Origin of the sequence: Paracoccus sp. (in: a-proteobacteria) (assembly GCF_030536915.1) — a bacterium.
Lineage (GTDB): Bacteria > Pseudomonadota > Alphaproteobacteria > Rhodobacterales > Rhodobacteraceae > Paracoccus.
The window spans coordinates 1-14,860 of the sequence record NZ_JAUNPC010000070.1; the positions used below are offsets into that span (position 1 = coordinate 1).

14 protein-coding genes are annotated in these 14,860 nt (G+C 67.8%); 7 read left to right on the forward strand and 7 right to left on the reverse strand.

The window, feature by feature from the left end; all coding sequences use genetic code 11:
- Positions 1-1,370 (forward strand): capsular polysaccharide biosynthesis protein (locus tag Q4F04_RS11520; protein ID WP_303369970.1); only part of this gene is annotated, 1,370 nt, incomplete at its 5' end.
- A gap of 215 nt (positions 1,371-1,585) precedes the next feature.
- Here Q4F04_RS11520 and ribD read toward each other — a convergent pair.
- The 3 genes from ribD to rmuC all read right to left on the reverse strand — a co-directional run bounded on the left by ribD (position 1,586) and on the right by rmuC (position 4,814).
- Positions 1,586-2,569, reverse strand: a complete 984-nt coding sequence (ribD, locus tag Q4F04_RS11525) for a bifunctional diaminohydroxyphosphoribosylaminopyrimidine deaminase/5-amino-6-(5-phosphoribosylamino)uracil reductase RibD (protein WP_303369983.1) — start codon at positions 2,567-2,569, stop codon at positions 1,586-1,588.
- 23 nt (positions 2,570-2,592) lie between these two features.
- Complete coding sequence (gene nrdR / locus Q4F04_RS11530; RefSeq protein WP_303369971.1) at positions 2,593-3,051, reverse strand: transcriptional regulator NrdR; 459 nt, start codon at positions 3,049-3,051, stop codon at positions 2,593-2,595.
- 110 nt (positions 3,052-3,161) lie between these two features.
- The gene (gene rmuC, locus Q4F04_RS11535) at positions 3,162-4,814 is read right to left on the reverse strand and encodes a DNA recombination protein RmuC (RefSeq protein ID WP_303369972.1); all 1,653 of its coding nucleotides are present in this window, start codon (positions 4,812-4,814) and stop codon (positions 3,162-3,164) included.
- 106 nt (positions 4,815-4,920) lie between these two features.
- Between rmuC and Q4F04_RS11540 the strand changes: the two genes are divergently transcribed.
- Positions 4,921-5,475 carry an NADPH-dependent FMN reductase gene (locus Q4F04_RS11540; RefSeq protein WP_303369973.1) on the forward strand — a complete coding sequence of 185 codons (555 nt, stop codon included), beginning with the start codon at positions 4,921-4,923 and terminating at the stop codon, positions 5,473-5,475.
- A gap of 3 nt (positions 5,476-5,478) precedes the next feature.
- Here Q4F04_RS11540 and Q4F04_RS11545 read toward each other — a convergent pair whose 3' ends face one another.
- From Q4F04_RS11545 to Q4F04_RS11560, 4 genes are all read right to left on the reverse strand, one after another.
- On the reverse strand, positions 5,479-5,892 hold the full coding sequence (locus Q4F04_RS11545; RefSeq protein WP_303369974.1) for a BLUF domain-containing protein: 414 nt from the start codon (positions 5,890-5,892) through the stop codon (positions 5,479-5,481).
- A 115-nt stretch (positions 5,893-6,007) separates the two neighbouring features.
- The gene (rpoD, locus tag Q4F04_RS11550; RefSeq protein WP_303369975.1) at positions 6,008-7,987 is read right to left on the reverse strand and encodes an RNA polymerase sigma factor RpoD; all 1,980 of its coding nucleotides are present in this window, start codon (positions 7,985-7,987) and stop codon (positions 6,008-6,010) included.
- A gap of 128 nt (positions 7,988-8,115) precedes the next feature.
- Positions 8,116-10,005 (reverse strand): DNA primase, encoded by a 1,890-nt coding sequence (gene dnaG / locus Q4F04_RS11555; protein ID WP_303369976.1) that lies wholly within the window; start codon positions 10,003-10,005, stop codon positions 8,116-8,118.
- 7 nt (positions 10,006-10,012) lie between these two features.
- Complete coding sequence (locus tag Q4F04_RS11560) at positions 10,013-10,600, reverse strand: TetR/AcrR family transcriptional regulator (RefSeq protein WP_303369977.1); 588 nt, start codon at positions 10,598-10,600, stop codon at positions 10,013-10,015.
- Between the two features lie 255 nt (positions 10,601-10,855).
- On the opposite strand from Q4F04_RS11560, the gene Q4F04_RS11565 reads away from it, so the two are divergent.
- From Q4F04_RS11565 to trmFO, 5 genes are all read left to right on the forward strand, one after another.
- Positions 10,856-11,335, forward strand: a complete 480-nt coding sequence (locus Q4F04_RS11565; RefSeq protein ID WP_303369978.1) for a hypothetical protein — start codon at positions 10,856-10,858, stop codon at positions 11,333-11,335.
- Between the two features lie 24 nt (positions 11,336-11,359).
- The gene (locus tag Q4F04_RS11570; RefSeq protein WP_303369979.1) at positions 11,360-12,523 is read left to right on the forward strand and encodes an alpha-hydroxy acid oxidase; all 1,164 of its coding nucleotides are present in this window, start codon (positions 11,360-11,362) and stop codon (positions 12,521-12,523) included.
- 138 nt (positions 12,524-12,661) lie between these two features.
- Entirely contained in the window at positions 12,662-13,009 is a 348-nt protein-coding gene (locus Q4F04_RS11575) for a hypothetical protein (protein ID WP_303369980.1), read from the forward strand.
- A 121-nt stretch (positions 13,010-13,130) separates the two neighbouring features.
- Positions 13,131-13,757: a 50S ribosomal protein L25/general stress protein Ctc gene (locus Q4F04_RS11580; RefSeq protein ID WP_303369981.1), complete on the forward strand. Its 627-nt coding sequence runs from the start codon at positions 13,131-13,133 to the stop codon at positions 13,755-13,757.
- Positions 13,758-13,942: 185 nt separating this feature from the next.
- On the forward strand, positions 13,943-14,860 hold a 918-nt coding region (gene trmFO / locus Q4F04_RS11585), incomplete at its 3' end, for a methylenetetrahydrofolate--tRNA-(uracil(54)-C(5))-methyltransferase (FADH(2)-oxidizing) TrmFO (protein ID WP_303369982.1).

Genomic DNA, 14,860 nt, shown 5'->3' on the forward strand with positions numbered 1-14,860 from the left:
TGCGCCGGGGCCATCTGGGCCGCGCCGACCTGCGGACGGGCGAGATCCTCTGCGATGGCCCCGTATCCCCGTGGCGGCTGGTGGGCGATGCGGCCGGTGTTTACGCCGTCAGCTCTCAACTGGGGTATGAGGCGATGCTGGCCGGCCACAGTCCCCGGCTGTTCGGCCAGCCCTTCTATGCCGGTTGGGGTTTCAGCGCGGACGAGGCGCCGGTGCCGCGCAGGAAGGGCCGGACCAGCCTGCCCGCGCTGTTCGCCGCGACCCATCTGCTGGCGCCGGTATGGTATGATCCCTGCCGCGACCGGCTGACCGACCTGGAAGCCGCGATTCGCCAGATCGAGGCGGAAACAAGGGCTTGGCGGCAGGACCATCAGGGGCATCTTGCCTATGGCATCCGCCTGTGGAAGCGCCGCACCATCGCGGCCAGCTTCGGGAACGGCCGGGGTGTGCGTTTCACCCGCCGCCCCTCGCCCGCGGTCACGCTTGCCTGGGCCAACCGCGCCGCCGAGGTGCCGCAGGCGCTGCGGGTCGAGGACGGCTTTCTGCGCTCGCGGGGCTTGGGCGCCGAACTGGTTCCGCCCTTGTCGCTGGTCGCCGATGCCCGCAGAATCTACTATGATCCCACAGGGGAAAGCGACCTTGAGCGGCTTCTGGCCGCGCCCCTGCCACCCGGCGGACGCGAACGGGCGCAGGCCCTGATCGCGCGCCTGCGGGACAGGGCGCTAACGAAATACAACCTGAGCGGCGAACTGCCGCCGATCCCGCGCGACGGCCGCCGGGTGATCCTGGTGCCGGGACAGGTCGAGGATGATGCCTCGATCCGCCTGGGCGCAGGGGCGGAACGGACCAATCTTGCCCTGCTTTCCCGCACCCGCAGCGAAAATCCCGATGCGCTGATCGTCTGGAAACCGCATCCGGATGTCGAGGCCGGGCTGCGGCCCGGCGCAGTTCCTGCGGACAGGTTGAAGGGTCTGGCCGATGTGATCGCCGCGGCCGCCCCTACTGCCGCGCTGATCGACGCGGTTGACGAAATCTGGACGATCACCTCGACTCTGGGGTTCGAGGCGCTGATCCGCGGCCGTGCCGTTACCACCCTAGGCGCGCCCTTCTACGTCGGCTGGGGACTGACGCGCGACCTCGGACCTGTTCCGGGGCGCAGGCAGCCCCGCATCGACCTTGAAACGCTGGTTCATGCGGCACTGATCGCCTATCCCCGCTACCGCGACCCGGTCTCGGGCCTGCCCTGCCCGGTCGAGGTTGCCGCCGACCGGCTTTCTGATCCGAGGTTGACGTCTCATGGTCCCGGACTGCGCTGGCTTTCCAAGCTGCAGGGAGGGTTGAGCGGGCATAGTTGGCTGTGGCGGCGCTGATCCGGCTGGTGCCCTGCCTCTGGCCCGGGCTTCATGGGGGTCCGCCTGCTTGCCTAAGCCAGCGCATCGGCAGCAACCCGCAGGATGAAGCCTGCGCGTGTTTTCAGGAGGTGGTGCAAGGCTCCGGCCTTTTGGGGCAGAAGAACGGGCAGCCCGGCCAAGGGCACCGCAATGCCTGCGGCGCAGGCGTCGGCTGAGCCGGCAGAAAAGCCGCCTCATGCCTCGGCGGATACCCAGCGATGAAAGACATCGCCCCCGAGCGCCCGTGTCTCGTCCAGGCGAAAACGCGGCGCATCGGACAGTGCCGAAAGGCCGAGTGGCTCGACGGCGGCCCGGCCATCGCCACCGATGAGAACGCCGGCGGTATAGCCGACAAGCTCATCAACCAGGCCTTCGGCCAGAAGCGCCGCGGCAAGACGGCCGCCACCTTCGCAGAAGACCCGGGTCAGCCCGCGGCGCCCGAGTTCCGCCAGCGCCTCGGCCGGCGGGCCGGGCACGACCCACAATGGCCCGTGGTCTGCGCCCTCGGGCGGCAGGGCAGGAACAGGACCATTCGCCAGAACCACCCGCACCGGCTGCCGCACCGGACCGAAACCGCGCACGTTCAGCGCCGGGTGGTCGGCGCGCGCCGTGCCCGCCCCCACCATCACTGCGTCATGGGTCAGCCGCAGCAGATGGACATGGCGGCGCGCGGCCTCGCCGGTGATCCAGCGGCTTTCCCCGCTGGCCGTCGCGATTCGCCCGTCGAAGCTGGTCGCAAGCTTGAGCGTGACCATCGGGCGGCCACGGGTCACGCGGGAAAGAAAGCCGCGCTGCAGGCTGCGGGCCCGGTCGCTTCGGACATTCTCCACCACCTCGACCCCGGCCGCTCGCAGCATCGCGTGGCCCTGCCCGGCAACCCTAGGATCGGGATCGGTCAGCGCGGTCACGACGCGGGCCACGCCTGCCTGAACCAGACCCTCGGCACAGGGCGGGGTGCGGCCGTGATGGGCGCAGGGTTCCAGCGTGACATAGGTCGTCGCGCCCCTTGCGGCAGGACCGGCCATGTCCAGGGCCATCCGTTCGGCATGGGGACGACCGCCGGGCTGAGTCCAGCCGCGCCCCACCACGCGCCCAGCCGAGACGATCACGCAACCGACCGCCGGGTTGGGCCAGACGTTTCCCAGACCGTGCCGGGCAAGCCGCAGCGCGTGGTCCATGTGGCGCAGGTCGGCGGGGTCGGTCACTCTTTGGCCGGGCGCAGTTCCGACACAAAGCGGTCGAAGTCGTCGGCTGCCTGAAAGTTCTTGTAGACGCTTGCAAAACGCACATAGGCCACGGTGTCGATGCGGGCCAGGGTTTCCATCACGATCTCGCCGATGACCTTGGACGGGATGTCGGTGTCGCCCATGCTTTCCAGCCGGCGGACGATGCCCGAGATCATCTGGTCGATGCGCTCGGACTCGATCGGGCGCTTCTGCATGGCGATGCGGATGGACCGGGCAAGCTTGTCGCGGTCAAAATCCTCGCGCCGGCCCGAGGACTTGATGACCACAAGATCGCGCAACTGCACCCGTTCGTAGGTGGTGAAGCGGCCGCCGCAGGCCGGGCAGAAGCGGCGGCGGCGGATGGCGACATTATCCTCGGCCGGGCGGGAATCCTTGACCTGCGTATCGGCGTTTCCGCAGAACGGACAGCGCATCACATCATCCCCGGTGCAGCCATGATCGGGAAAGACGATAAAGCCTTTCGCAGAACTTGGATAGATGAAGCGTCAACCCCCAAGATATATGCTGCACGAGACCCTTTCCGCTACTCGCCCGCTTCCAGCAGCCGCACCTCGGCCGTCTGTTCGGCGTCGTGATCCAGCGCGATGCGCTTCTGCGCCCGCGCGCCCAGCAGGCGCAGCTTTTCCACCTGCCCGACAACGTTGCCCGAGCCGCGGGTCAGCCGGTCCATCGCCTGGTTATGCGCGCGGCTGGCGCCGTCCAGGCACCTGCCCACATCCTCCATCGCATCCACGAACAGCGCGAGCTTGTCGTAGAGCTTGCCGGCGCGGTCGGCGATCTCCATCGCGTTGCTTTCGCGCCGCTCGACCGTCCAGATGTGATCCACCGTCCGCAGCATCGGCATCAGCGTTGTCGGCGTGGCCAGCACGATGCGGCGGTTGAGGGCATAAAGGCCAAGCTCGGCATCCACCCGCAGCGCCTCGGAAAATGCCCCCTCGATCGGGATGAACATCAGCACGTAGTCGACCGAGGCATTGTCGATCTGCTGATAGCCCTTTTCGGACAAGGTGGTGACATGGGTGCGGATCGCGGTGACATGGCGCTTGAGCGCGGCATCGCGTTCCTCGGGCATCTCGGCGTTCACGGCGCGTTCGTAGTCGTTCAGCGAAACCTTGCTGTCAATCACCAGCACCTTCTTGCGCGGCAGCCGCACGATCACGTCCGGGCGCCACAGCTTGCCATCCTCGGCCCGCCAGCTTTCCTGGGTGTCGTAATGGGTGCCCCGTTCCAGTCCCGAGCCTTCCAGCACCCGTTCCAGGATCATCTCGCCCCAGGCGCCCTGCCGCTGCTTTTCGCCCTTGAGCGCGCGGGTCAGCGCCACCGCGTCACGGCCGATCTCCTCGGACCGGCGGTGCAGGCCGTCGATCTGCTCGCGCAGCATGGCGCGTTCCTCGTCCACGATCTTGTTGCGGGCCTGAAGCTCGGTCTGGAAGCCCTGCACCTGTTCGCGGAAGGGCGTCAGCATCGCGGCCAGCCGTTCGCTATGCGTCTTTTCCAGGTCGGCCCCCTGCCGGCGCAGGGACTCGTCGGCCATCAGGCGGAACTGGCCCGTCATTTCCTCGCGCAAGTCGCGCAGCAGGGTCAGGTCGCGCTCGGCCGCCTCGCGGTCCTTGGCGGCGGCAAGCCGGATCTCGGCAAGCTCACGCTCCTGCGCGGCCAACGTCGCGCGGGCTTCATCCAGATCGCGGCGCAGGATGCCACGTTCGCCTTCCAGCTCGGCGATCCGCGCCCTGTCGGCATCCAGCCGCGTGGCGGCCTTGCCGAGTTCGCGTTCAAGCGTCGCAACACGGTCATGCGCGCCCTGCACCGCATCGCGCAATCCGTCCCGCTCGTCCCCGATCTCGGCCAGCCGGAGGGCATGCCCCCCCTCGCGCTCGCGCAACTGCGCGAGATCCCGGGCCAGCGTTTCGGCTTGCGTCCGCGCCTGGTCCACCGCGTCACGCAGGTCGTCCCGCTCGGTTCCCAGTTCGGTCAGGCGATGCACCTGCCCCTCAAGGCGGGCCGTGGCCTCTGCCGCCCGCAGCCCTGCCGCCTGCGCCTCGGCCCGCGCCTCGCGCAGCGCGGTCTCGGCCCCCGTCACGGCGGCAGAGCGGCGCGACAGCAGCACAGCCAGAACGATCCCGGCCAGAGCCAGCAGGATCGCAAGCAACCGTAGAAGCTGCGGATCGTTCCACATCGGCATTCTCCTTGTCCCTGCCTGCGGTGTTGCCAATCTGTTCGAAAACATCAACAACCATCCTCGCTTGTGCTTAACAGGCGATGAACAATACACGGAGATTCCCATGTCCCGCACCGTCGCCGTCCTTGTCGGATCGCTGCGCGCGAATTCGATCAACCAGACCGTCGCCGAGGCGCTGGCGAAGGTTGCAGAAGGCAAGCTGACCTTCGACTTCGTCGAGATCGGCGACCTGCCGCTTTACAACGACGACCTGTGGCAGGACGGCCGCGGGCCCGAGCCGGTCGAGCGGATGCGGGCGCAGGTCGCGGCCGCCGACGGGGTGCTGCTGGTGACGCCCGAATACAACCGCACCGCGCCCGGCGTGCTGGTGAACGCGCTGGACTGGGGCAGCCGGCCTTGGGGCAAGTCGGTTTGGATCAGCAAGCCCGCGGGCTGCTGCGGGGCGGCAGGCGGCGCGATCGGGACGGCGGCGGCGCAACTGGCGCTGAAGGCGCAGATGGTGACGCTGGGCATGGTCGTGATGGGCCACCCCGAGTTCTACCTGAAGTTCGAGGCGGAAAAATTTGCCGAGGATGGCTCGGTCGAGGATGAAAGCCTGCGCGGTTTCCTGAAAACCTATGCCGACGCGCTGGCCGCCCATATCGAGCGGCTCTGCTGAGCCTCAGGGCGCGAGCGCCTCGCGCTCGCGCAGGAAGGCCAGCATCCCGGCGGCATATTCCCTTGGTTCGCGGACCACGACGGGATGATCGGCCATCCACCTGAGAACCGAGGCATCGCTGCGGGTGGAATAGCCCATCCGCCAGCGCGAGAACTGGCGCTCGGGCTGGGTGCCATGCGCCATGCAGGTGATGTTGGAATGGCGCGGGTCGCGTTCAATCCGCCCCATGATTTCGGCCAGGTTGTCGGGTTCCCCTTCCAGCCATTGGAAGAAGAACCCGTCTTCGTGATGCAGAAAGCCCGTCAGATCGAATCGCTCGTTCGACCGCCGCGCCGCGGTCATCAGGGTGCGGACGGCATCGCTGTTGGGCCTCAGGCCGGTGTCGCTGCGGTAGAGAATAAAGGAGAGTGCCGACATGCGATCCTCCTGCTCCCCCGGACGTAACGTTCCGGTTGTTCCAGACCATGGAACTTTTGACAGGTTGACGTCACCTAAAAACTGCTTCGTCAACAAAGTTTAACAAAGCAACGCGTCATTGGTCGAGGAACGAGCGCAATTTCCGGCTGCGGCTGGGATGCTTCAGCTTGCGCAGGGCCTTGGCCTCGATCTGGCGGATGCGTTCGCGGGTGACGCTGAACTGCTGGCCGACCTCCTCCAGCGTGTGGTCGGTGTTCATGCCGATGCCGAAACGCATCCGCAGGACCCGTTCCTCGCGCGGCGTCAGGCTGGCCAGAACCCGCGTCGTCGTTTCCTTCAGGTTCTCCTGAATGGCCGAGTCGAGCGGCAGGACGGCGTTCTTGTCCTCGATGAAATCGCCAAGTTGGCTGTCCTCCTCATCCCCGATCGGGGTTTCGAGGCTGATCGGCTCCTTGGCGATCTTCATCACCTTGCGGACCTTTTCCAGCGGCATCTGCAGCTTTTCGGCCAGTTCCTCGGGCGTGGGTTCCCGGCCGATCTCGTGCAGCATCTGCCGGCCGGTGCGGACCAGCTTGTTGATCGTCTCGATCATGTGGACCGGGATGCGGATGGTCCGCGCCTGATCCGCGATGGACCGGGTGATCGCCTGACGGATCCACCAGGTCGCATAGGTCGAGAACTTGTAGCCGCGGCGGTATTCGAACTTGTCGACCGCCTTCATCAGGCCGATGTTGCCTTCCTGAATGAGATCAAGGAACTGCAACCCGCGGTTCGTGTATTTCTTGGCAATCGAGATCACCAGCCGCAGGTTCGCCTCGACCATTTCCTTCTTGGCCTGCCGCGCTTCCTTTTCGCCGCGCTGGACCTGGTTCACGATCCGGCGGAACTCCTCGATGTCCACGCCGACATGCTGGCCGACCATCGCCATCTCACCGCGCAGCGTGGTCACCTGATCGCGCGAGCGTTCAAGCAGCGCCTGCCAGCCGCGGCCCTTGTTCTGACCCATCCGGTCCACCCAGGTGGGGTCGAGTTCGCATCCGCGATAGGCGTCGATGAACTCGCGCCGGTTGATGCGGGCGGCGTCGGCCAGCTTCACCATGCCCGAATCTATGGTCACGATGCGGCGGTTGATGCCGTAGATCTGGTCGACCAGCGCCTCGATGCGGTTGTTGTGCAGGTGAAGCTCGTTCACCAGCCCGACGATGCGGGTGCGAAGCTGCTGATATTCTGCCTCGTCGGTGGACGAGAAGCTGCCGTCCTCGTTCAGCGTGGCCGACATCCGGTCGTCCTGCATCTGCGCAAGGTCTTCATAGCCGCGGGCGATGGATTCCAGAGTTTCCAGCACGCGGGGCTTCAGGCTCGCCTCCATCGCGGCAAGCGACAGGTTCTGGCCGTCGTCCTCGTCCTCCTCGTCGGCGTCGCGGCGGATCGGGTTGCCGTCGGCGTCCAGTTCCTCGCCCCAGGTCTTGGCGCGCTCGGCGGGCTGCGCCTCGCCCAGCGGCAGGTCGACGGGAAGATCGTCCTCCTCGTCCTCGGCCATGGACCGCCCGAAGGTGGTCTCAAGGTCGATCACGTCGCGCAGCAGGATGTCCTCGTTCAGCAGCTCCTGCCGCCACATGGTGATGGCCTTGAAGGTCAGCGGGCTTTCGCAAAGGCCCGCGATCATGGTGTTGCGCCCGGCCTCGATCCGCTTGGCGATGGCGATCTCGCCCTCGCGCGACAGCAGTTCGACCGAGCCCATCTCGCGCAGGTACATCCGCACCGGATCGTCCGTGCGGTCGAGCTTTTCGGTCTCGGGCGTGGCGACCGTGACCTCGCGGCTGGTCGAGGCGGGCACGACGGCGCCCCCGGCCTCCGGCTCCTCGGCCTCGTCGTTCTCGATGACGTTGATGCCCATTTCGGACAGCATGGACATCACGTCCTCGATCTGTTCCGAGGACACCTGTTCCGGCGGAAGCACCGCGTTCAACTGGTCATAGGTGATGTAGCCGCGCTCGCGCGCCTCGGCGATCATGCGCTTGACCGCGGCCTGGCTCATGTCCAGCGAATGTTCGTCTTCCTTGGCGTCCGGCTTGTCGTCGTCATCCTTGGCCATGGCGCGGTTCCTTTTTGACTGATTCGCCGATCTGGCGAATCGGGTGCCGGGATTCCGGCGGTTTTAATCGAAAGACGCCGCCCGTCAAAGCAGGCGGCGCGTGATTCGGTCCAGCGATTCGCATCCGTTCAGCGGCGCTTCCGCTCATTTTCCTCTCTGACGCTGTTGAGTCGGGCAATCAGCGCTTCACGATCCTCGCCAAGGTCATCGCCACGACCAACTTGTGGCTGATCAGCCTCACGAAGCGCCCGCCCCAACTGCGCCACACGCCAAGTCAAACCCTCGTCGACAAGCCCCTCAATCTCGCGTTCGGCGCGAAGAGTTTCTTCACGTCTGGCGCGCCGAGCCTCTAGCCGATCGAGATCATTCAACAAAAGGCGCTCAGCATCCTCGATGGTTCCGGTTGGACGGATGATCGCCGGATTGGCCCGGACATGGGGATCGGCCATGATCGCGTCAAGGGCAGCCCGGCCCTGCAGGCTGGTCGAGCCGGCCAGCAGGTCATGGACCAGCGCCCCCCGCCCGGGGTCCGTCGGGTCGAGCCGTTCCAGCCGCGATTCGACGCGGCCGATCAGGTCGGGATGGGTGGCAAGCAGCGCAAGGATCATCGCCTCGATCAGCGCCTCGCCCGGATCGGTCGCGGCCAAGGACGAGGCGCGGGTCTGCGGCACCGGCGGTTGCGGCGCATCGCGGCGGCCCTCGCGGCGGACAAAGCGGCCACGCTCGGCCCGGGGCGGCGCGAACAGCGCCCAGCGCTTGCGCTTGAATTCCTGCGTATAATGGTCGCGGGTCGCAGCGTCGGGGATGCGGGCCACCGCATCCGCCAGCGCCTTGTCCAGCGCGGCGCGGCGTTCGGGGCTGTCGAAGACGCGCCCTTCGGTTTCCCGCCGCCACAGCAGATCGACCAGCGGCTGGGCCTGATCCAGCACCGCGCGGATCGCCCCCGTCCCGCCGGCGCGGATCAGGTCGTCGGGATCCTGCCCGGCGGGCAGCAGCGCGAACCGCAGCGCCTGCCCCGGTCCGGCCAGCGGCAGCGCCATGTCGATCAGCCGCATCGCCGCCCGCAGGCCCGCGGTGTCGCCATCCAGCGCGATCACCGGCTCGGGGCTGACCCGCCACATCAGGCGCAGCTGGTCCTCGGTGATCGCGGTGCCCAAGGGGGCGACAGCGCCGTCGATGCCAGCGCGGACAAGGGCGATCACGTCCATGTAGCCCTCGGCCACCACCAGCGGCTGGCCTTTCGCCACCGCCGCCCGCGCTGGCCCGAGGTTGTAAAGGTTGCGCCCCTTGTCGAACAGCACGGTTTCCGGGCCGTTGAGATATTTCGCCCGCGCGTTCGGGTCCATGGCCCGCCCGCCGAAGGAGATGCAGCGGCCCCGCGCATCGCGGATCGGGAAGATGATGCGGCCCCGGAAGCGGTCGTAAGCCGCGCCGCTGTCCTCGGGCTTGGCGGCAAGGCCCGCCTCGACCACCAGCTTCTCGGATACGCCCGCATCCGTCAGGTGCCGCAGCAGCCCTTGCCGCAGGTCGGGGGCAAAGCCGATCTCGAACCGGTCGAGCGCCGCCGCATCCAGCCCCCGCCGTTCGAGGTAATCGCGCGCCGCCCCGCCCGCCCCGCTCTGCAGTTGCAGGCGGAACCAGCGGACGGCGCGGTCCATCACCTCGACAAGCTGGGTGCAGCGGTCGGTCTGCGCCTGTTCGCGCGGGCTGCGCTCGGGCATCGGCAGACCCGCTTCCGAGGCCATGACGGCCACGGCCTCGATGAAGCCAAGTCCTTCGGCCTCGCGCAGGAAGCTCAGCACATCGCCCTTCGCGTGGCAGCCGAAGCAGTAGTAAAAGCCCTTCTGGTCATCGACATGGAAGGATGCCGTCTTCTCCCCGTGAAAGGGGCACGGCGCCCACCAGTCGCCCTTGGCCTGATTGGACCGCCGCAGATCCCATGTCACCTTGCGCCCCACGATCCGGCTGATCGGGACGCGGTTGCGAAGCTCGTCAAGGAAGCCCGGCGGGAGACTCATGGGGCGATCATCCCGCGCCGACCGCCCCCCGGACAAGACCCCAGTAGTGGTCGGCGACAGCGCGGCGGTCGAGCCGGCCCCCTTCCCGGAACCAGTTGGTGACGCCGGTCAGCATGGCGATCAGCGCCATCGTGGTCAGGCGGGGGTCGGTGACGCGCATCACCCCGGCCGCGGCGCCGTCGCGCAGGATGGTGGTCAGGGCATCCTCGTAGCGCCCGCGCAGGGCGGCGATGGCGGCGCGGTTTTCGGGCGAGAGGTTCCGCAGCTCCATGTAGCTGAGGAAGACCGAATCGGCATGGTCCAGCGAATAGGCGATGTGGAAGCGGACAAAGGCTTCCAGCCGTTCCAGCGGGCCTTCGTCGGGTCCATCGTCCCAGGCGGCCAGCAGGGTCTCCATGTGGTCCGTCAGCAGGTTCGCCAGCAGCGCCTGCTTGTCGGGGGTATAGGCGTAAAGCGCCCCCGCCTGCACGCCCACCGCCGCCGCGATCTGGCGCATCGAGACGGCGGCATAGCCGTGCCGCGCGAACAGCCGCAGGGCTGCGTCGCGGACAAGCGGGCCGGTGATCTCGGCGCGGGAACCTGTGGTGCGGGCCATGGGCCGGGGTGTAGGCCGAAGCGCGGCAGGGGGAAAGGCGGTGCAGGCTCAAGCGCCGATGCGGGGCGCTGTCTCGGCGGCCACGTCTGTGGCCTTCCCCGCTGGAAACGGTTCACGGGAGCTTTTTCAACCCCTCGCAAGCCCCGAGATATTGAACCAGACAGAAGCCGCAGGGTTCAGATGGAGAGAGGCCCGACGCCCCCCTGTCCCCGCTTGCCGCGGAGCCGTGGCCTTTCTATCGTGCGCCGGATGCCGATGCGCGCTGCTCTTTCCCGTCCCTGCCTGTCTGCCGCGCTGCTCGTGCTGGCGGCCTGCGGGGGTTCGGATCAGGCCTATCCCCGGCTTCTGCCGCTGTCCGACCTGACCGCACCCCCTGCCGTTCCCGTCCATGCCGCCGATGCCGCCGCCGACCCCGAGGCCGTGGGCGAGGCGCTGCGCGCACGCCGGGCCGAGGCTGCGGCACGGGCCGGCGCTACGCAGGGACCGGTCACCGATGCTGCAGGGCTGCAGGCCCGCGCGGCGGCGCTGCGGGACCGGGCCGGGCAGATTGCCGCAGCCGAACCCTCGGGTGGTGCCAGCCTGACCATCGCGCCCGCGGTTGCAGCGCCCACGACCCGGACGACCGATCCCGGAACCGACGCCCGCGCCGAGGCCCTGCGCGAGCGCGCCCGCCGGATGCTGGACGGCGCGCCCCCGGACTGCCCACCCGGCGCGGCGGCCTGCCCGCAGCCCTGACCGGCCCCCATTCCAGAGGACCCCATGCCCGTCATCACCTGCATCGACGACCTCAAGCGCCTGCACAAGGCGCGCACCCCGCGGATGTTCTATGACTACGCCGAGTCGGGCAGCTACACCGAGCAGACCTTCCGCGAGAACACCACCGACTTCCAGAAGATCCGCCTGCGCCAGAAGGTGGCGGTGGACATGTCCGGCCGCAGCCTTGCATCCGACATGATCGGCCTGCCCGTGACCATGCCGGTGGGGCTTGCGCCGGTGGGGCTGACGGGAATGCAGCGGGCGGATGGCGAGATCAAGGCGGCGCGGGCGGCCGAGGAATTCGGCGTGCCCTTCTGCCTCTCCACCATGTCCATCTGTTCCATCGAGGACGTGGCGGCGCACACGACCAAACCCTTCATGTTCCAGCTTTACGTGATGCGGGATCAGGAGTTTCTGGAAAACATCATCGCCCGCGCGCGTGCCGCGAACTGCTCGGCGCTGGTGCTGACGCTGGACCTGCAGATCCTCGGGCAGCGGCACAAGGACCTGAAGAACGGGCTGTCGGCGCCGCCGAAGCTGACGCCCTCGTCCATCGCGGACCTCGCCACCCGCTGGCGCTGGGGGATCGAGATGCTGCGGACGAAGCGGCGCTTCTTCGGCAATATCGTGGGACACGCCAAGGGCGTGACCGACGCGGCCAACCTGTCCAGCTGGACCGCCGAGCAGTTCGACCCGCAGCTCGACTGGACCAAGATCGCCCGCATCCGCGACCTCTGGGGCGGCAAGCTGATCCTCAAGGGCATCCTCGACGCCGAGGACGCGCGCATCGCCGCCGACTTCGGGGCCGATGCCATCGTGGTGTCGAACCACGGCGGAAGACAGCTTGACGGCGCGCTGAGCTCGATCCGCATGCTGCCCGAGATCGTGGCGGCGGTCGGCGACCGGGTGGAGATCCACATGGATTCCGGCATCCGCTCGGGCCAGGACGTGCTGAAGGCGCTGGCGCTGGGGGCGCATGCGACCTGGATCGGCCGGGCCTGGGTCCACGGGCTGGGCGCGCTGGGCCAGCCGGGCGTGACCGCCGCGCTGGAGGTGATCCGCAAGGAACTGGACATCACCATGGCGCTCTGCGGTGAACGCGACATCCGCAATGTCGGGCGGCAGAACGTCCTCGTCCCTGCGGAATGGGGCCGGGACTATGTTTGAACGACATTCCGCATGACGCAGGGCGTCAAAGGGCGTACCCTCCGCCCGGTCGGCAGTTCATTGCGCGCGCCCTGAGCAGGAGCAGGCGGAGCGCCGCGCCTGACCGGCTCTGATGCGGATGCTCCCGGAGTGTCGATCATGAGGATTCTTGCAGGCTGCATGGCGGCGGGCATGGCCCTGCTGTCGCTCGGCGCGGCTCAGGCCCAGGGCGTCGCCACCGGCGCGAATGGCATGACGCTTTACACCTTCGACAAGGACAGCGGGGGCACTTCTGCCTGCTACGACCAGTGCGCCGAGAACTGGCCACCGTTCCTTGGACAGTCGGGCGCCGAGATGGGCGAAGGCTGGACGCTGGTCGAGCGCACCGACGGCACCATGCAATGGGCGCACAACGGCAGGCCCGTTTATTACTACGTGGGCGACAGCCAGCCGGGCGACGTCACCGGCGACGGCAAGGGCGGGGTCTGGCATGTGCTGAACCAGTGATCCGGCCTGCCGCCGGACCGGCGATCTTCCCGCTTCCAATCCGGCTGCTTCACCTGTATAGGGCCGGCTTCCGGTCAGGCACCCTTGGAGGCTGGCCGGCTGCAACCTGAAAGGAACGAACATGGCCAAAGAGATCCCGGATCTGGTGGCCGAGGCACGCGCGGGGACAGGCAAGGGGGCCGCCCGCCAAGCTCGCCGCAACGGCAAGGTGCCCGGCATTGTCTACGGTGACGGCAAGGAGCCGACGCCCATCCAGATGGACTTCAACCCCCTGCTGACGAAACTGCGCGCCGGCCGCTTCATGTCCACCCTGTGGAACCTGAAGGTCGAGGGTCAGGACGACACCCGCGTCATCTGCCGCGGCGTCCAGCGCGACGTGGTCAAGGATCTGCCGACGCATATCGACTTCATGCGCGTGCACCGCAACACGCGGGTGAACCTGTTCGTCAACGTCGAGTTCATCAACCACGAGGACAGCCCCGGCCTCAAGCGCGGCGGCACTCTGGTCGTGGTGCGCCCCGAGGTCGAGCTGGTCGTGACCGCCGCCGATATCCCGGACCAGATCACCGTGGATCTGTCGGGCATGAAGATCGGCGACGTGATCCACATCAACGACGTGACCCTGCCCGGCGGCGTGAAGCCCACCATCGACCGCAACTTCGTCATCGCCAACATCACCGCGCCTTCGGGCCTGCGGTCGGATGACGCGGAAGAGGGCGAAGCCGAGGAAGCCCCCGCCGAGGCCTGATCGCCTCACGCGGATGAGCAGAAGGGGGCGGTGCCGCGGCGCCGCCCTTTTTACGTAGGGTGCGTGCTCTGCACGCACCATGCCTCGCAAGCTGTGTGGAAACCACGCATCCTGCCGCGCATCGGCAAGGCGAAGCCGCCCGGGCGCACTTTCCCGCAGCGTCCTTCGTTGTTACATCCCCCTACATGACCCAACCTCTCCATATCGTCGGCGCCGGCATGGCGGGCTCCGAGGCCGCGTGGCAGGCCGCCCAGGCCGGTGTGCCGGTGATCCTGCACGAGATGCGCCCCATCGTGGGCACCTTCGCCCATCGTACCGGCGACTGCGCCGAGATGGTCTGTTCCAACAGCTTCCGCTCGGACGACGACGTGAACAACGCCGTGGGCCAGCTGCATTGGGAAATGCGGGCGGCTGGCGGTCTCATCATGACCACCGCCGACCGCCACAAGCTGCCCGCGGGCGGGGCGCTGGCCGTGGACCGCGACGCCTTCTCGGCCGACGTGACCGCCGCCCTGCGCGCCCATCCGCTGGTAACGGTGGAAACCGGCGAGATCACAGCCCTGCCCGACAACGGCAACTGGATCGTCGCTACCGGCCCGCTGACCTCGGCGGCGCTCGGGCAGGCCATCGCGGCCGAGACGGGGGCGGATGCGCTCGCCTTCTTCGACGCGATCGCGCCCATCGTCCATGCCGAGACCATCGACATGGGCGTGGCCTGGCGGCAGTCCCGGTATGACAAGGGCGAGACCGAGGAGGAGCGGACCGCCTATATCAATTGCCCGATGACGCGCGACGAATACGAGGCCTTCATCGACGCCCTTCTGGCCGCCGAGAAGACCGAGTTCCGCGACGGCGAGACTGCCGGCTATTTCGACGGCTGCCTGCCCATCGAGGTGATGGCCGAGCGCGGCCGCGACACCCTGCGCCACGGGCCGATGAAGCCGGTCGGGCTGACGAACGTCCACAAGCCGCAGGAGAAACCCTACGCGGTGGTCCAGCTTCGGCGGGATAACGCACTGGGGACGCTCTACAACATCGTCGGCTTCCAGACCAAGATGAAATACGGCGCGCAGACCCAGGTCTTCCGCATGATCCCCGGCCTT

Bases quoted from the DNA above. Each gene is read 5' to 3' on its own strand.
- ribD (WP_303369983.1), bottom strand. From the start codon at position 2,569: ATGGACCACGCGCTGCGGCTTGCCCGGCACGGTCTGGGAAACGTCTGG.
- nrdR (WP_303369971.1), bottom strand. From the start codon at position 3,051: ATGCGCTGTCCGTTCTGCGGAAACGCCGATACGCAGGTCAAGGATTCC.
- rmuC (WP_303369972.1), bottom strand. From the start codon at position 4,814: ATGTGGAACGATCCGCAGCTTCTACGGTTGCTTGCGATCCTGCTGGCT.
- Q4F04_RS11540 (WP_303369973.1), top strand. From the start codon at position 4,921: ATGTCCCGCACCGTCGCCGTCCTTGTCGGATCGCTGCGCGCGAATTCG.
- Q4F04_RS11545 (WP_303369974.1), bottom strand. From the start codon at position 5,892: ATGTCGGCACTCTCCTTTATTCTCTACCGCAGCGACACCGGCCTGAGG.
- rpoD (WP_303369975.1), bottom strand. From the start codon at position 7,987: ATGGCCAAGGATGACGACGACAAGCCGGACGCCAAGGAAGACGAACAT.
- dnaG (WP_303369976.1), bottom strand. From the start codon at position 10,005: ATGAGTCTCCCGCCGGGCTTCCTTGACGAGCTTCGCAACCGCGTCCCG.
- Q4F04_RS11560 (WP_303369977.1), bottom strand. From the start codon at position 10,600: ATGGCCCGCACCACAGGTTCCCGCGCCGAGATCACCGGCCCGCTTGTC.
- Q4F04_RS11565 (WP_303369978.1), top strand. From the start codon at position 10,856: ATGCGCGCTGCTCTTTCCCGTCCCTGCCTGTCTGCCGCGCTGCTCGTG.
- Q4F04_RS11570 (WP_303369979.1), top strand. From the start codon at position 11,360: ATGCCCGTCATCACCTGCATCGACGACCTCAAGCGCCTGCACAAGGCG.
- Q4F04_RS11575 (WP_303369980.1), top strand. From the start codon at position 12,662: ATGAGGATTCTTGCAGGCTGCATGGCGGCGGGCATGGCCCTGCTGTCG.
- Q4F04_RS11580 (WP_303369981.1), top strand. From the start codon at position 13,131: ATGGCCAAAGAGATCCCGGATCTGGTGGCCGAGGCACGCGCGGGGACA.